12 protein-coding genes and 1 pseudogene are annotated in these 16,438 nt (G+C 71.4%); 1 reads left to right on the forward strand and 12 read right to left on the reverse strand.

Annotated elements, in window-relative coordinates:
• Positions 1-20: 20 nt before the first annotated feature.
• The 12 genes and pseudogenes from ACWD1Z_RS21930 to ACWD1Z_RS21985 form a co-directional block, all read right to left on the reverse strand.
• Complete coding sequence (locus ACWD1Z_RS21930) at positions 21-1,433, reverse strand: MFS transporter (protein WP_451120949.1); 1,413 nt, start codon at positions 1,431-1,433, stop codon at positions 21-23.
• Positions 1,434-1,484: 51 nt separating this feature from the next.
• Positions 1,485-2,030 carry a TIGR03086 family metal-binding protein gene (locus ACWD1Z_RS21935; protein WP_451120951.1) on the reverse strand — a complete coding sequence of 182 codons (546 nt, stop codon included), beginning with the start codon at positions 2,028-2,030 and terminating at the stop codon, positions 1,485-1,487.
• Positions 2,027-2,986 carry a sigma-70 family RNA polymerase sigma factor gene (locus ACWD1Z_RS21940; protein ID WP_451121005.1) on the reverse strand — a complete coding sequence of 320 codons (960 nt, stop codon included), beginning with the start codon at positions 2,984-2,986 and terminating at the stop codon, positions 2,027-2,029. The genes ACWD1Z_RS21935 and ACWD1Z_RS21940 overlap by 4 nt, the downstream gene beginning before the upstream one ends.
• A gap of 94 nt (positions 2,987-3,080) precedes the next feature.
• Entirely contained in the window at positions 3,081-4,202 is a 1,122-nt protein-coding gene (locus ACWD1Z_RS21945) for a pseudouridine synthase (protein ID WP_389419498.1), read from the reverse strand.
• A gap of 11 nt (positions 4,203-4,213) precedes the next feature.
• Positions 4,214-4,864: an SMC-Scp complex subunit ScpB gene (gene scpB, locus ACWD1Z_RS21950; RefSeq protein ID WP_451120953.1), complete on the reverse strand. Its 651-nt coding sequence runs from the start codon at positions 4,862-4,864 to the stop codon at positions 4,214-4,216.
• Positions 4,861-5,886 (reverse strand): segregation and condensation protein A, encoded by a 1,026-nt coding sequence (locus ACWD1Z_RS21955; protein WP_451120955.1) that lies wholly within the window; start codon positions 5,884-5,886, stop codon positions 4,861-4,863. The genes scpB and ACWD1Z_RS21955 overlap by 4 nt, the downstream gene beginning before the upstream one ends.
• Before the next feature lie 18 nt (positions 5,887-5,904).
• Complete coding sequence (locus tag ACWD1Z_RS21960) at positions 5,905-6,468, reverse strand: hypothetical protein (RefSeq protein ID WP_389419501.1); 564 nt, start codon at positions 6,466-6,468, stop codon at positions 5,905-5,907.
• Positions 6,453-7,631, reverse strand: a complete 1,179-nt coding sequence (locus ACWD1Z_RS21965; protein ID WP_351983929.1) for a ParA family protein — start codon at positions 7,629-7,631, stop codon at positions 6,453-6,455. The genes ACWD1Z_RS21960 and ACWD1Z_RS21965 overlap by 16 nt, the downstream gene beginning before the upstream one ends.
• A 371-nt stretch (positions 7,632-8,002) precedes the next feature.
• Complete coding sequence (ald, locus tag ACWD1Z_RS21970; protein ID WP_451120957.1) at positions 8,003-9,127, reverse strand: alanine dehydrogenase; 1,125 nt, start codon at positions 9,125-9,127, stop codon at positions 8,003-8,005.
• A gap of 135 nt (positions 9,128-9,262) precedes the next feature.
• Positions 9,263-11,324: pseudogene (locus ACWD1Z_RS21975) on the reverse strand (tetratricopeptide repeat protein).
• 185 nt (positions 11,325-11,509) lie between these two features.
• The gene (locus tag ACWD1Z_RS21980; RefSeq protein ID WP_451120958.1) at positions 11,510-12,136 is read right to left on the reverse strand and encodes an NUDIX domain-containing protein; all 627 of its coding nucleotides are present in this window, start codon (positions 12,134-12,136) and stop codon (positions 11,510-11,512) included.
• Positions 12,137-12,219: 83 nt separating this feature from the next.
• Positions 12,220-13,869 carry a CTP synthase gene (locus tag ACWD1Z_RS21985; protein ID WP_451120960.1) on the reverse strand — a complete coding sequence of 550 codons (1,650 nt, stop codon included), beginning with the start codon at positions 13,867-13,869 and terminating at the stop codon, positions 12,220-12,222.
• 509 nt (positions 13,870-14,378) lie between these two features.
• Here ACWD1Z_RS21985 and ACWD1Z_RS21990 point away from each other — a divergent pair.
• Entirely contained in the window at positions 14,379-16,181 is a 1,803-nt protein-coding gene (locus ACWD1Z_RS21990) for a glycoside hydrolase family 15 protein (RefSeq protein ID WP_451121007.1), read from the forward strand.
• The last annotated feature ends 257 nt before the right edge of the window (positions 16,182-16,438 follow it).

Consider the following 16,438-nt stretch of genomic DNA (forward strand, 5'->3'; position numbering starts at 1 on the left):
TGACAACCCCCCGACCGGGCCTAGGACCGGCGTGCGGGCGCGAACACCGACACCGCCGCCCCCGCCGCGGCGACGCCCGCCGACACCCACAGCGCGGGTGCGGCCCCGTCCAGGAAGTCGGCCGGGGAGGCATAGCCGCCGTAGGCCGTGAAGACCGCCGCGGCGGCCGCCACGCCGAAGACGCCGCCGAGTTCACGCAGCGCGTTGTTGACGCCGGCCGCGATGCCCGCCTCGGTCAGCGGCACCGAGGAGGTCACGGCGTTGGCGACGCTCGGGAACACCAGGGAGATGCCGATGCCGGCGATGATCAGCGGGACGACGAGGCTGCCGTAGCCCACGCCCGGCTCCACCTGCCAGGCCAGCAGGCCGAGGCCGAGGCCCTGGAGGGCGAGGCCGCCGAGCATGAACGGCCGGGTGCCGTACCGGTCCGCGAGCGCGCCCGCGACCGGCGCGACCAGCAGCGGCATGGCGTTCCAGACGAGGATCCGCACCCCCGCCTCCAGCGGCGAGTAGCCGAGCCCTAACTGGAACAGCTGGGTGATCGTGAACAGCGAGCCCAGCAGCGAGGCGAAGAGCAGGAACCCCGCCGCGTTGGCGGTGGAGAAGCCGCGCCTGCGGAAGTGGCCGAGCGGAAGCATCGGATACCGGGCGCCCCGGCGCTCCCAGTCCAGGAACGCGGCCGTGAACACGACTCCGACGGCCAGCGCGGTCAGCACCTCGGCGCTCCCCCAGCCCGCCTCCGGCGCCCGCACCGGCGCCCAGGCCAGCCCGGTCAGCCCGACGGCCACCAGGACCAGGCCGATGATGTCCAGTTGGGGCCGCGTCCCGTAGCTCTCCTGGAGCTTGCGGGCGGCCAGGGGCAGCATCGCGAGCCCGATCGGCACGTTCAGCCAGAAGATCCACTGCCAGGACAGGCCCTCGGTCACGGCCCCGCCCAGCACCGGCCCGGCCGCCACCCCGAGGCCGGTCACCCCGCCCCACACCCCGATCGCCACGCCCCGCTTCTCCGCCGGGAACGCCTCGCTGATGAGGGTCAGCGTGAGCGGCAGCAGTACGGCGGCCCCGGCGCCCTGCACCAGGCGCGCCCCGATGAGCTGGTCCGAGCTGCCCGCGAGGGCCGCGGCGGCGGAGGCGAGGGTGAACACGGCGAGGCCGACGACGTACATGCGCCGCCGTCCGAACCGGTCGCCGAGCGCGGCGCCGGTCAGGGTGAGACAGGCGAAGGCCAGGTTGTAGGCGCTGATCGTCCATTCCAGCTCGGACAGGCTCGCCCCGAAGTCGGCGCGCAGGGCGGGCAGCGCGGTGGCGACGACCACCACGTCGAGCGAGCACAGCAGCGCGCCGGCCCCGGCGAGGATCACCGTCCAGCCGCGTGGTGGAGACGCCCGGTCGGGGCGCGAGGTACTGACGGGAGCCTTGACCGTCTCGGTCATGTCCGTGCCTTCCGTGAGGTCTTGAGGTCACTCACGGAAGGCAGACCCGCCTCACCCCGGAAAGGAATCGCGCCGCCCCAGGAAGGCCAGCAGCCGGATGTCCGGCCGCGCGTCCTCCGGCACGACGACCGGCGCGGCGAACCGCACCCCCCGGTCCTCCCCCGCCACCACGCACCGCGCCACGGGCAGCAGATCGGCCGCGAGGGCGACCGGCAGGGGCCGGGGCCGCCCACCGGCCTGCGCCACGTCCCAGCCGTGCACGGCGATCTCGACGGCGCCGACCGCGGCCAGCACCCCCGCCTCCAGCGGCCGTTCACCGATCCGCACCCGGTCCGGCGGCCCCGCGGCCCAGGCACCCAGCACGGCGCACGCGCGCGTACGGAAGCGGCACGCCCGGTCGTCCCGCGGGACCAGTCCGATCCGCCCGCCGGTCAGCCCCTCGTACAGCGCGTCCACGGAGTCGTCCAGATGCCCGAGCAGTTCCGCCAGGTCCCACCGCGCGCACGGCGTGCCCCGCGCGAGGCTCTCGGCCCGGACCTCGGCCACGCTCCCGAGGGCGTAGGCGAGCGAACGCTCCAGCAGCTCCCCGGGGTTCATCGCAGTTCCCCGGGCAGCGCGAACCGGCCGAAGACGCCGCTGTCCAGGAAGGCGGTGACACGGCCGACCGCGCCCTCCTCGACGGTGAGCACCTGCAAGGAGTGCGGGCGCAGGACGCCGTCCGCCCCGCGCACGTACATGGCCGCCGCCGGCTGCCCGTTCGCGCGCGTGGGCAGCATCCGCAGGGTGCCCTTGTCGTGCAGCCGGGCCACCAGGAAGCGGTGCACCTCCTTGGCGCCGCGGAACCACTCCCGGAAGGGCGGCATCTCCAGCTCCACCCCGTCCCGCAACAGGGCGAGCAGCGCGTCCATGTCGGCGTTCTCGAAGGCGGCCACGTACCGGTCGAGCACCTCGCGGTCGGCGGCGCCGGACGGCTCCGTCACGAGGTCCTCCTCGGGCGCCACCTCCTCCAGCCGGGCACGCGCGCGCTGCAGGCTGCTCTTGACGGCCCCCGTGGACGTCCCGAGCAGGGAGGCGACCTCCGGCGCCCGCCAGGCCAGCACGTCCCGCAGGATGAGCACCGCGCGCTGACGCGCGGGCAGATGCTGGAGCGCGGCGACCAGGGCGAGCCGCAGACTGCCCCGGGCGGCCACCACCGAGGCGGGGTCGACGAGCGCGTCGGGCAGCGGCTGGAGCCAGGGAACGTCCGTCACAGGGGCGCTCAGCGGCTCCTCGGGCGCCTGGGAGGGCTCACCGAGCCCGGTGGGCAGCGGACGCCGCGCACGGCCCTCCAGCGCCGTCAGGCACGTGTTGGTGGCGATCCGGTGCAGCCAGGTCCGCAGGGACGCACGGCCCGCGTAGCCGTCGTAGGACCGCCAGGCCCGCAAATAGGTCTCCTGCACCAGGTCCTCGGCCTCGTCGACCGAGCCCAGCATCCGGTAGCAGTGCGCGAGCAGCTCCCGCCGGTAGGGGTCCGTCAGCCGTACGAATTCCTCGCGGTCCGTCGTCGCCACGATGGCCCTTCCTCTCGCCGATCATGAACCCCGGTCACGAATCCGGTCATGAATCCGGTCAGGGGTACAGACCGGCGAGAGGGCGAAAAGGCATCGCCTAGAGGTCGACTTCCTTCAGCAGCATGCCGACCTCGGTGTTCGACAGGCGGCGCAGCCAGCCCGACTTCTGGTCGCCCAGCGTGATCGGCCCGAAGGAGGTGCGCACCAGCTTCTCGACGGGGAAGCCGGCCTCGGCCAGCATCCGGCGCACGATGTGCTTGCGGCCCTCGTGCAGGGTGACCTCGACGAGGTAGTTCTTGCCGGTCTGCTCGACGACGCGGAAGTGGTCCGCCTTCGCGTACCCGTCCTCCAGCTGGATGCCGTCCTTGAGCCGTTTGCCCAGGTCGCGCGGGATGGGGCCGACGATGGCGGCGAGGTAGGTCTTCTTCACGCCGTACTTGGGGTGGGTCAGCCGGTGCGCCAGCTCGCCGTGGTTGGTGAGCAGGATGACGCCCTCGGTCTCGGTGTCGAGCCGCCCGACGTGGAAGAGCCGCGTCTCCCGGTTGGTGACGTAGTCGCCGAGGCACTGGCGCCCGTCGGGGTCCTCCATGGTGGAGACGACACCGGCGGGCTTGTTCAGCGAGAAGAACTGGTACGACTGCGTCGCCACGGTCAGGCCGTCGACCTTGACCTCGTCCTTCTCCGGGTCGACGCGCTTGCCCTGCTCCAGCACGATCTCGCCGTTGACCTCGACCCGTGCCTGCTCGATCAGCTCCTCGCAGGCCCGGCGGGAGCCGTAGCCCGCGCGGGCGAGGACCTTCTGCAGCCGCTCGCCCTCCTGCTCGGCGCCGGGGAAGGTCTTGGGGAGCTTGATCTCCGGCTTTCCGGCGTACCGGTCGCGGTTGCGCTCCTCCGCGCGCGTCTCGTACTCGCGGGAGCGCGCCGGAGCCGTCCGGCCGCCGGAGCGCTGGCCCTGCTTGGGGCCGCCCTTGGCGCCACCGCGGGCCGAGGGGCCGCGGCCCGACTTCGGACCGTCGTGCGTGGCGCTGGGGCCGACGTCGTAGCGCCGCTCCTCCGGGCGCGGCTTGTTCGGACGGCCGCTGCCCTGCTTGTCGTCGCGGTTGTTGCCGGCACCGCGGAAGTTACCGCGGCCACCGCCACTCCCGCCGCGGCCGCCGCTGTTGCCACCACGGCTCCCGCCGTTGTTTCCGCTGCTGTTCCTGCCGCTGCTGCTTCGCATCAAAATTCCGTCTAGTCGTCTGCGTCGTCGGAACCCGGCGCATCGGGTGCGTCCGGATCGAACGACGGAACCCCTTCCAGGGTCTCGGCCTCGATCGCCTCCGCCTCGGGGAGGAAGGGCGCGAGCTCCGGAAGCTCGTCCAGGCCACGCAGGCCCATCCGCTCCAGGAAGTAGTTCGTCGTCCTGTACAGGATCGCACCTGTTTCGGGTTCCGTGCCCGCCTCCTCGACCAGACCCCGCTGCAGGAGGGTCCGCATGACGCCGTCGCAGTTGACTCCGCGCACCGCCGAGACCCGGCTGCGGCTGACCGGCTGCCGGTACGCCACCACCGCCAAGGTCTCCAGCGCGGCCTGGGTGAGCCGGGCCTGCTGGCCGTCCAGGACGAAGCCCTCGACGGCCGCCGCGTACTCGGGACGCGAGTAGAAGCGCCAGCCGCCCGCGATCAGCCGGAGCTCGAAACCGCGGCCCTGGACGGTGTACTCGTCGGCCAGCTCGCGCAGCGCGTCCGCGATCTGCCGCCCGGTCCGCTGGAGGATCTTGGCGAGGTGCTCCTCGGTCGCGGGCTCGTCGACGACCATGAGGACGGCCTCCAGGGCCGGCTTGAGCTCGAGGTCGGCCGTGGCCCGCTGCCCGGCGGGCGGCTCGCTGATCTCCTCGCTCATGTCTTCTCCTCCTTGGGCGGCTCGGGCGGCCGGTCGAACTCGTCGGTCACCATCGGGCGGCCGTCGCCCTCCGGGCCGGTCCACCGCACGATCAGGTCGCCGAGGGCGGTCTCCTGGTCGAGGGCGACGGCCTTCTCCCGGTACAGCTCCAGCAGCGCCAGGAACCGCGCCACGACGGTCAGGGTGTCGTCGGTGTCCGCGACGAGCGCGCGGAAGCTGGCCTCGCCGAGCTCCTTCAGCCGCGCGACGACGATCCCGGCCTGTTCCTGGACGCTGACCAGCGGGGCGTGGATGTGGTCGACGTACACCTGCGGCTTGGGCTTGGGCTGCATCGCCTTCACGGCGAGTTTCGCGAACCCTTCCGGGCCGATGCTGATGACCACCTCGGGCAGCAGCTCGGCGTGGTGCGGTTCGAGGCCGACGGTACGGGGGTAGCGCCGGGCCTCCTCGTCGAGCCGGCGGTTGAAGATGTCGGCGATCTGCTTGTACGCGCGGTACTGCAGCAGGCGCGCGAAGAGCAGGTCCCGCGCTTCGAGGAGGGCGAGATCGGCCTCGTCCTCGACCTCGGCGGCGGGCAGCAGCCGGGCCGCCTTGAGGTCCAGCAGGGTGGCGGCGACGACCAGGAACTCGGTCGTCTCGTCGAGGTCCCAGTCCGGCCCGAGGGCCCGGATGTACGCCATGAACTCGTCGGTCACCTTGGACAGGGCGACCTCGGTGACGTCCAGCTTGTGCTTGGAGATCAGCTGGAGCAGCAGGTCGAAGGGGCCCTCGAAGTTGGCGAGCCGGACCTTGAAGACACCGTCGTCGGCCGACGCCGGCTCTGCGGACTCGGGCTCGGGTTCAGCGGCACCGGCCTCGGGCTCCGCCTCGACGGCAACCGCCTCGGCCTCCCGCTCACCCTCGACCGGCAGTGCCTCCGGCTCCGGCTCGGCCGGCCGGACGGCTCCCGGCCCCCGGCCGAGCGCACGCCGCCGGCCGCCGGAGGCACCGGAGCCGGGGACGGGAACGTCGTTCGAGGTCATAGCCCTCGCAGGCTACCGCTACCGCCCGCGAAGCCGTCGTACGAGGATGCTGGCGTCCCCGCGGCTCTCCAGATCCGCGAGCACCACGGCCACCGCCTCGCGGACGATCCGCCCGCGGTCCACGGCGAGGCCGTGCTCGCCCCGGAGCACCAGACGCGCGTGCTCCAGATCCATCAGCTCCTCGGCCGAGACGTACACGGTGATCTTCTCGTCGTGCCGTTCACGCCCGCTCGGCCGCCGCGAGGCGGCCCGTCCGCGCTTGGTGCGCGGCGCCGAGGCGTCGCCAGAACCTTCCTGCACCGCCGGCCGCCGCCCGGACCGCTCCGCGGCGGCGCCCCGGCTCCGGGACTCGCCGGACTCCGCCGGCTCCGCGTCCGCCGCGACATGCTCCGCGCCTTCGCCGCCCTGTGCGGGCACCGACTGCGGGGCGTCCTCCGCGGCGGCGCTGTCGCTCTCCCCCGCGGGAGCGGGCACCCGGGCCTCGCCGTTGGCCCCCCGGCGGGGAGTGGACGCCTGGAGCGCCATCCCCCCTGTCGTACGGAACAGTTCGTCGGCCCCCGGCAGACTCACTCGGCGTGACACCGGGCGAGCACCTCCCTGGCGAGCTGGCGGTAGGCGGCGGCACCGACGGAGTTGGAGGCGTAGGTGGTGATCGGCTCACCGGCGACGGTGGTCTCCGGGAAGCGGACCGTGCGCCCGATGACCGTGTGGTAGACGTGGTCGTCGAACGCCTCGACGACGCGCGCGAGCACCTCACGGCTGTGCACCGTGCGCGAGTCGTACATCGTGGCGAGGATCCCGTCGAGCTCCAGCTCCGGGTTGAGCCGCTCCTGGACCTTCTCGATGGTCTCCGTCAGCAGCGCCACACCACGCAGGGCGAAGAACTCGCACTCCAGCGGCACGATCACCTTGTGCGCGGCCGTCAGGGCGTTGACCGTGAGCAGACCGAGCGAGGGCTGACAGTCGATCACGATGTAGTCGTAGTCGGCCATGAGCGGCTTCAGCGCGCGCTGGAGCGTCGACTCGCGCGCGACCTCGGAGACCAGCTGGACCTCCGCCGCCGACAAGTCGATATTGCTCGGCAGCAGGTCCATGTTGGGGACCGCGGTCTTCAGCAGGACCTCGTCGGCCGACATGCCCCGCTCCATGAGCAGGTTGTAGACGGTGAGGTCGAGCTCCATCGGGTTGACACCGAGTCCGACCGACAGCGCGCCCTGCGGGTCGAAGTCGACGAGCAGGACCCGGCGTCCGTACTCCGCGAGCGCGGCACCCAGGTTGATGGTCGACGTCGTCTTGCCGACGCCGCCCTTCTGGTTGCACATCGCGATGATCTTCGCCGGGCCGTGATCGGTCAGCGGCCCCGGGATCGGGAAGTACGGCAGCGGCCGGCCGGTCGGGCCGATGCGCTCGCGACGCTGACGGGCAGCGTCGGGCGCGAGCGTGGCCGCGTACTCGGGGTCGGGCTCGTACTCCGCGTCGGGATCGTAGAAGTGCCCCTCGGGCAGTTCGTCGTAGTCGGCGAAGTGGTTGTGGGGCGCGCCACTTCCGTCGCCGGCCATGGCGTTCACGTGATGGCCATCCATGCTCTGGTGTGCTGACAGAGTCGTCCCTGTCATCTGGTGACTCTGGTGGGCTGCGAAGGTGCGCACCGCCACGGAGCCGACAGCCTCGTACTCCGCAGGAGCCTGGCCCCGCGCAGGGCTTCCTGGTTGACCACCCCCGGGAGAAAATGTCGACTCATTCACAAGTCGTCTTACCTCCTTGGGGACCAGGAAACTTCTAGACAAGGTCAGCGTGGCACCATGCCGACGGTTGGCGACTCTATGGCGTGTCGGCGGTCCGCAGCAACACAATCCGCCGGACCCGGCAGGATGTGTCGGCAATGAAACATCCCTCTGTCAAGGGCGTACGGCCGTCGCACGGTAGGTTTCACCGGTGTGCGAATCGGTCGAAGGGTTACGTTCGAGGCGAGTTGACCGAGCCTCGCAAAGTGACCATACACACATCCGGCCGGACCTTGTCGGCAAGGTCCGGCCGGGTGTGCGACGTTGACGACGCGTGTTGACGTATCGCCTTTACGAAAAGGTGACTTAGCAGTTCACCGGTGTCGGCGGGCTCAGCCGAGCAGCGTCTCCAGCTCCACGTGCTCCAGGTCGTGCGCCTCGGCGACCTCGCGGTAAACGACCTTGCCGTCATGGGTGTTGAGGCCCTTGGCGAGCGCCGGGTCACGGCGCAGCGCCTCCACCCAGCCCCGGTTGGCCAGTTCCACGATGTACGGCAGCGTGGCGTTGGTCAGCGCGTAGGTGGAGGTGTTGGGCACCGCGCCGGGCATGTTGGCGACGCAGTAGAAGACCGAGTCGTGGACCTGGAAGGTCGGCTCGGCGTGCGTGGTCGGGTGCGAGTCCTCGAAGCAGCCGCCCTGGTCGATCGCGATGTCGACAAGGACACTTCCCGGCTTCATGCGCGAGACGAGCTCGTTGGTGACCAGCTTCGGGGCCTTGGCGCCCGGGATCAGCACGGCGCCGATGACGAGGTCGGCGTCGAGGACGGCCTTCTCCAGCTCGAAGGAGTTGGACATGATCGCCCGCACCTTGGTGCCGAAGACCTTGTCGGCCTCGCGCAGCTTGTTGATGTCGCGGTCGAGCAGCGTGACGTGGAAGCCCATGCCGACGGCGATCTGGGTGGCGTTCCAGCCGGAGACGCCGCCGCCGATGACCACGGCCTTGGCGGGCTGGGTGCCGGGGACGCCACCGGGCAGCACGCCGCGGCCGCCGGCCGAGCGCATCAGGTGGTAGGCGCCGACCTGCGGGGCGAGCCGGCCCGCGACCTCGGACATCGGGGCGAGCAGCGGCAGCGCGCGGGAGGGCAGCTCGACCGTCTCGTAGGCGATGGCGGTGGTGCCGGACTCGATCAGGGCGTCCGTGCACTCCTTGGAGGCGGCCAGGTGCAGGTAGGTGAAGAGCGTCTGGTCCTTGCGGAGGCGGTGGTACTCCTCGGCAATGGGCTCCTTGACCTTCAGCAGCAGGTCAGCGGTGGCCCACACCTCGTCGGCGGTGTCCAGGATCTGGGCACCCGCGGCCACGTACTCGGCGTCGGGGATCGAGGAGCCGACGCCGGCGCCACGCTCGATGACGACCTGGTGGCCGTTGCGCACCAGCTCGTGCACACCGGCGGGGGTGATGGCCACCCGGAACTCGTTGTTCTTGACCTCGCGGGGGATGCCGACCTTCACGTCGATCACGGTCCTTGGCTCAGGGGGTGTGGGGCATTGCAAGACATACCCAGGCATGCAAGGGCACACCGGGAGACACCGCAGGAGAAGGTGCGGCAGAGCCAGTCTAATGAAGGCGTTCCCGCTGTCTAGCCTTTCATTGCATTAATCTTCAGCGGGTGTACTACGGATTTCGCAGGCGTTAGCTGCTTGTAGCGTCTCTTTCCGGCTCTGGCTCCCCCTCCGGGAGCTCTTCACCCAGCATGCGCTCGGCCGCCCCGCGGTGCAGTCGAGCGGCGGCGGAGTCCCCGAGGCGGTCCAGGGTGTCGGCGAGCCGCACATGCAGCGCCGCCTGGAGCCGTACGTCCTCGGCACGGCGCGCCCAGTCCACCGCCTCCTGGCAGGTGCGCAGCGACTCCTCGGGCCGGCCCGCGTACTCCTGGACCCGGGCCAGCTCGCTCAACGCCCGCGCCTGGGCGGCGACATCGCCGCTCTTGCGGTACCCGGCGACCGCGGCCCGCCAGTTGCGCTGCGCCTCGCCGTAACGCCCCGCGAAGGTGTGCGCGGCGCCGATCCGGCCGTACACCCGGGCCGCCTCCGCGCGCTCGTCCCGGGCCAGGCGCTGGGCGAGCGCGCGGCCGAACCAGTCGGCGGCCCGGTCGTAGTCCCCGAGCTCCAGATGGGCGCCGCCTACGGATTCCATCGCGCGGGCGGTCGCATACGGATCGTTCGCCTCGCGTCCGGCGTCCAGCGCGGCCCGGTACCGCGCCAGCGCCTCCCGGGTCCGTCCGGTCCGGGCGTCCAGGTCGCCGAGGTTCAGCAGGGCGGCGGCCCGCTCACGGGGCAGGTTCCGGCGTTCGGCCACGTCCAGCACCAATCCGTGGATGCCGTAGAGGTCCCCGGCCGCGGCCTGGGTACCGAAGTGGGCGACCATGGCGCGCACCAGCTGGGACATCAGCCGCCGGGCCAGGGTGTCCAGCTCCCCGTCGGCGACGGCGAGCCGGGCCGCGGCCAGCAGGGCGGGCCTGCGGATGCGCAGCCAGTCGGCCGCCGCCCGGGGGCTGGGAAAGCGCAGGGAGCGCGGCATGCCGAGCAGCTTCTCCCGCGCCTGCGGGCTGTCGGTCTCGGTGATCGCCCGGCACGACTGGAGCAGCCGCACGGTCCGCTCCAGCATGCGGGCGCGGGCCAGCTGCAGCTCGGCGGCCCGGTCCTGGGTCTCGGTGAGCGCCCTGAGCAGGGGGTGCAGACAGCCGGGGACCTCGTACTGCGGCAGCGGGGAGTCGACGGCGCGCAGCAGACCGAGGGCGACGAAGTCGTCCAGGGTGGTGCGGGCGCCGCTGACCGAGCAGCCGGCCAGCGCGGAGGCGGTGTGCGGGTCGACCAGTCCGGCCGGGGCGAGGCTGAGCAGTCGCAGTATCCGGGCGGCGGTGGCGGGGAGGGTGGCGTAGGAGAGCCGGAAGATACGGGCGAGGGGGCTGCCGGCGGTGTCCTCGTCGGGCTCGGCGTGCAGCTGCTTGGCGAGGTCGGCGACGGCGGCCTTGGGGCGGGCGGCGAGCCAGCCGCCGGCCAGCATCAGCGCGGCGGGCTGCGCCTGGCACTCCTCGACCAGTCCCTCGGCGGCCCGGGGGTCGACGGTGATCCGCACCGATCCCGCATGCCGGGACAGCAGTTCCACGGCCGACTTGGTGTCGAGCCCGCCGAGGGTGCAGGGACGGACGTCGGCGATCCCGGTCAGCGGCCCCGCGGAGACGGCCACGGCCAGGCAGTCCGGGGTGTCCGGGAGCAGGGCGTCGACCTGTTCGGCGGTGGCCGCGTCGTCGAGCAGCAGCAGGACCTTGCGGTCGGCGAGGGCTTCCCGCAGCGCCGCGGTGAGGTCGTCCTCGGCGGCACCGGCCGGGCTCGGCAGGTCCAGGGCGGTGAGCAGATCGCGGGCGACGGAGTCGACGGGGACGGGGGTGCCGTCGGGCTCGCTGAGCCGGGCGCGCAGCACGCCGTCGCCGTACCGGTCCGCGACCTGCCGCACCAGCTCCTCGGCGAGCGCGGTGCGGCCGGAGCCGGGGCGGCCGGCGATCAGCAGCACACGCGCGCGGGGTGCCTTCTTCCCGGAGAGGGTGTCCAGGCCCGCCCGTTCGATGTCGACGAGGAGTTCCTTCAACTCCCGCGTCCGGCCCAGGAATTGACCGGTCGACAGCTCGACGCCGCCTGTGTCCACCGCCTGATCCGTCACGGGCCACACTCCCGTCCCACACCGCACGCGCAAGCCCGCCGGGATTCCGGTACGGGCGTGTTTCAGAGCCTAGTTCACGCTCTGCTACGGGCTGTGTGGAGCGCGGCGGGTGGAAGCCAAGACTCCCCCGATCGGATCAACAGATCGTAGGATCAGGAGCTCGGGAGGCGCGCGATGCCCTCCGCCTACGCCACGAACGGCCGCGCCGGCCACTCCGCGTCGGCCGGCCGCAACGCGTCCAGGCCGCCGGAGGCCCGCGCGGCGACCAGGGACAGCACGCCGACCACGAGGCAGTTGTTGTGCAGCTCCCCCGCGAGCACCCCCCGGACCAGCTCGGCGAGCGGCACGCGCGCGTGCTCCAGGTCGGCCTCCTCGTCCTCGACCTCGAAGCGCTCCCCGTCGGCCTCCGACAGATCGCGGGCCAGGAAGATCCGTACGGCCTCGTCGCAGCCGCCCGCCGTGGTGTAGACGTCGGTCAGCACCCGCCAGTCCTCGGCCTTGACGTGCGCCTCCTCGTACAGCTCCCGCTGGGCGGCGTGCAGCGGGTTCTCGCCGGGGACGTCGAGCAGCCCGGCCGGGATCTCCCACAGCTTGTGCCGTACGGGGTGCCGGTACTGCTTGATGAGCAGCACCCGGTCCTCGTCGTCGACGGCGAGGACGGCGACCGAGCCCGGGTGCACCTGGTAGTCGCGGCGGACCACGCTGCCGTTGGGCATGACCACGTCGTCGGTGCGGACGGAGGTCTTGTTGCCCACGAAGGGGGTGTCCGTGGCCCGGATCTCCCACTCCTGCGGGGTGTCCTTGATCGTCATGCCTGCCCTTCCACGTGCCCGATGAAAAACCGGGGTGCGCACCTTGGAAAGGTGTGCACCCCGGCCACCGTACAACTCTCGTGCTACTTCGAGATCTTCCGCTCGACGGCCGCCTTCACCAGGCCCGCGAAGAGCGGGTGCGGGCGGGTCGGGCGCGAGCGCAGCTCGGGGTGCGCCTGCGTCGCCACCAGGTAGGGGTGGACGTCGCGCGGGTACTCGACGTACTCCACGAGCTTGCCGTCGGGGGACGTGCCGGAGAACAGGATGCCCGCCTTCTTCTCCAGCTCCGCGCGGTAGGCGTTGTTCACCTCGTAGCGGTGGCGGTGCCGCTCCTCGACGTACTCCTTGCCGTCGTAGACCTCGCGCACGATGGAGCCCTCGGCCAGCTTGGCCGGGTACATGCCCAGGCGCATCGTTCCGCCCATGTCGCCCTCGCCGGCCACGATGTCCAGCTGCTCGGCCATCGTGGAGATGACCGGGTGGCCGGTGGCGGGGTCGAACTCGGTGGAGTTGGCGTCGGAGATCTCGGCGAGGTTGCGGGCCGCCTCGATCACGATGCACTGCAGGCCCAGGCAGAGGCCGAGCAGCGGGATCTTGTTCTCGCGGGCGAACTTGATCGCGCCGACCTTGCCGAGCACACCGCGGTCGCCGAAGCCGCCGGGAATGCAGATGGCGTCGACGTCGCCGAGCTGCGCCTTGGCGCCGGCCGGGGTCTTGCAGTCGTCGGAGGTGACCCACTTGATCTTCACGCGGGCCTTGTTGGCGAAGCCGCCCGCGCGCAGCGCCTCGGTGACCGAGAGGTAGGCGTCGGGCAGGTCGATGTACTTGCCGACCAGGGCGAGGGTGATCTCGTGGTCGGGGTTGTGGACGCGGTCCAGCAGGTCGTCCCAGGTCGTCCAGTCCACGTCGCGGAACGGCAGGTCCAGCTTGCGGACGACGTAGGCGTCCAGGCCCTCGCCGTGCACGGTCTTGGGGATGTCGTAGATCGAGCGGGCGTCGGGGCAGGCGACCACGGCGGCCTCGTCGACGTCGCACATCAGCGAGATCTTGCGCTTGATCGCGGTCGGCACCTCGCGGTCGCAGCGCAGCACGATGGCGTCCGGCTGGATACCGATGTTCCGGAGGGCCGCGACCGAGTGCTGGGTCGGCTTCGTCTTCAGCTCACCCGACGGGCCGATGTACGGCAGGAGCGAGATGTGGACGACGAAGACGTTGTCCCGGCCGACCTCGTGGCGGACCTGGCGGACGGTCTCCAGGAACGGCAGCGACTCGATGTCGCCGACCGTGCCGCCGACCTCCGTGATGACGACGTCCACCTCGTCGGTCGCCATGCGGCGGATGCGGTGCTTGATCTCGTTGGTGATGTGCGGGATGACCTGCACGGTGTCGCCCAGGTACTCGCCGCGCCGCTCCTTGGCGATCACCGTCGAGTAGATCTGTCCTGTAGTGACATTGGCGGAGCCGTCCAAGTCACGGTCGAGGAAGCGCTCGTAGTGTCCAATGTCCAGGTCCGTCTCGGCGCCGTCGTTGGTGACGAAAACCTCACCGTGCTGGAAGGGGTTCATCGTCCCGGGGTCGACGTTCAGATACGGGTCGAGCTTCTGCATGACGACGCGCAGGCCCCGCGCCTTGAGCAGCATGCCCAGGCTGGAGGCGGTGAGGCCCTTGCCGAGCGAGGAGGCGACACCCCCGGTGACGAAGATGTGCTTGGTCGTCGTGGAATTGGGCGTCATGGCCAAGGCGGGGCTCCCGTGGTCGCGGTCTGGGGTGCGGTCCGGCGTTCCCACCGGGGATTCCGGAGTCGCCGTCGCTGCGGTTCGGGGGTTTTTCTCCCACCGGTCCACGGGCTACCAGGGTATCAGCGCCGCGGGGCGGTGGCTTCCGGCCACGCTCCGCGCACGTACCGACACGGGGCCACTCGGGTGCACCGGTTTCTCACCCGTTGCTCACCCGTTCGGCCCACCCGCGTTGTCCGGAGCGGCACGCAGATCATCTACGTGCGTCGTATCCTGCTCGGACACTCACTGCCGAGCCGGACCGGACCAGACGGCACCACCCCCGCCCGTACCACCGGAACATCACGGACTCGTCAGTTCGTTGAGCAACAGATGGCGTTTTGCCTCACGGCGGAGCGGCTGCTTTGCTTCACCGCTCAACGACGCATTACAACGACCCCTTGACCGCATCAGCGACCGCCCCCTTCTTCCCAGGGGGTGACGTGGCCGTTCGACTGGAGTTGCACGTGGCCGGGCGCATCGAAGACTACGCACTCATCGGAGACATGCAGACCGCGGCACTGGTCTGCCGGGACGGCACAGTGGACTGGCTGTGCCTGCCCCGCTTCGACTCGCACGCCATCTTCGCCGGTCTGCTGGGCACCGAGGAGCACGGCTTCTGGCGGCTCGGGCCGGCCCACGCGGCGGACGCCGAGCCGCCGACCGCGGCCCGGCGCAGCTACCGTGGGGACTCGCTGGTCCTGGAATCCGAGTGGGACACCCCGCGCGGCACGGTCCGGGTGACCGATTTCATGCCCCCGCGCGACGGCGCCCCGCAGCTGATCCGGATCGTGGAGGGCGTCTCCGGCCGGGTCCGGATGCGCTCGGCCCTGCGGATGCGGTTCTCCTACGGCCGGGTCGTGCCCTGGGTGCACAAGCACGAGGGCCGTACGGTGGCCGTCGCGGGCCCGGACTCGGTGTGGTTCGACACCGAGTGCGAGACCTACGGCAAGGCGCTGACGACGTACTCCGACTTCACCGTCGCCCCGGGCGACCGGATCGCCTTCACCATCTCCTGGCAGCCCTCGCACCACCAGCCGCCGCCGCTGCCGGAGCCGGAGCAGTCGCTGGCGGCCACCGAGGACTTCTGGCGCGACTGGGTCGAGCACTGCACGTACCACGGCCCCTACCGCGAGGCCGTGATCCGCTCGCTGATCACGCTGAAGGCGCTGACGTACGCCCCGACCGGCGGCATCGTCGCCGCGCCCACCACCTCGCTGCCCGAGGAGATCGGCGGCGTCCGCAACTGGGACTACCGCTACACCTGGCTGCGGGACGCGGCGATCACCCTGTCCTCGCTGCTGCGCACCGGCTACCGCGAGGAGGCCCGCGCCTGGCGCGAGTGGCTCCTGCGCGCCGTCGCGGGCGACCCGGAGAACCTGCAGATCATGTACGGCATCGCCGGCGAGCGCGAGCTCGGCGAGGCGGAGCTGGACTGGCTGCCCGGCTACGAGAACTCCGCGCCGGTCCGGGTCGGCAACGGCGCCGCCCACCAGCTGCAGCTGGACGTGTACGGCGAGGTCACCGAGGCCCTGCACCTGGGCCATATGACGGGGCTCGCCCGCAACGACTACGCCTCCCTCCTCCAGCTCAAGCTGATCCGCTACCTGGAGGACCACTGGGACGAGCCGGACGAGGGCATCTGGGAGGTGCGCGGCCCGCGCCGCCACTTCGTGCACTCCAAGGTGATGGCCTGGGTCGCCGTCGACCGCACCATCAAGCTCATCGAGTCCGGTGACGCGGACGGCCCGCTGGAGCGCTGGCGCGAACTGCGCGACGACATCCACCGGGACGTGTGCGAGAAGGGCTACGACAAGGAGCGCAACACCTTCACGCAGTCGTACGGCTCCAGGGAACTGGACGCCTCGCTGCTGCTGATCCCGCAGATGGGCTTCCTGCCGCCGGACGACAAGCGGGTCATCGGGACCATCGAGGCGATCCAGCGCGAGCTGTCCACGCCGGACGGCTTCATCCTGCGCTATCCGACCCAGGGCGAGGCCGAGGGCGTCGACGGTCTGCCGGGCGACGAGGGCGCCTTCCTCGCCTGCTCGTTCTGGATGGCGGACGACCTGGCGATGATCGGCCGCGTGGACGAGGCCCGCAGGCTCTTCGAGAAGCTGCTGTCGCTGCGCAACGACCTGGGCCTGCTGGCCGAGGAGTGGGACCCGCGCCTCCAGCGCCAGGTCGGCAACTTCCCGCAGGCATTCAGCCACGTCCCGCTGATCGACACCGCTCTGCGCCTGACGGCTTCGGGGGCCTACGGCGGCTGAAACCTCGCTTCGACAGATCCCGCGGGGCTGACCATCTCGGCCTCGAATCCACGGGGGAATCACCCTCTCGTACGGCGCCGACGAACTGAGCGGTGGCCGCCGGGGAGCTCCCACTTCGTCGAGGTGACCGGGGCGCACCTGTTCTTCACGGACGAGCAAGGGCGCGTGCATGGGTGCGGTAGAGGCGCTGGAGAAGCTGGTACCGGTGGTGCTGGCCTTCGGATGCGGGGTCGTCCTCGCGCGGCGGAAGGTGGTGC

It is taken from the genome of Streptomyces sp. NPDC002784 (genome assembly GCF_053592135.1).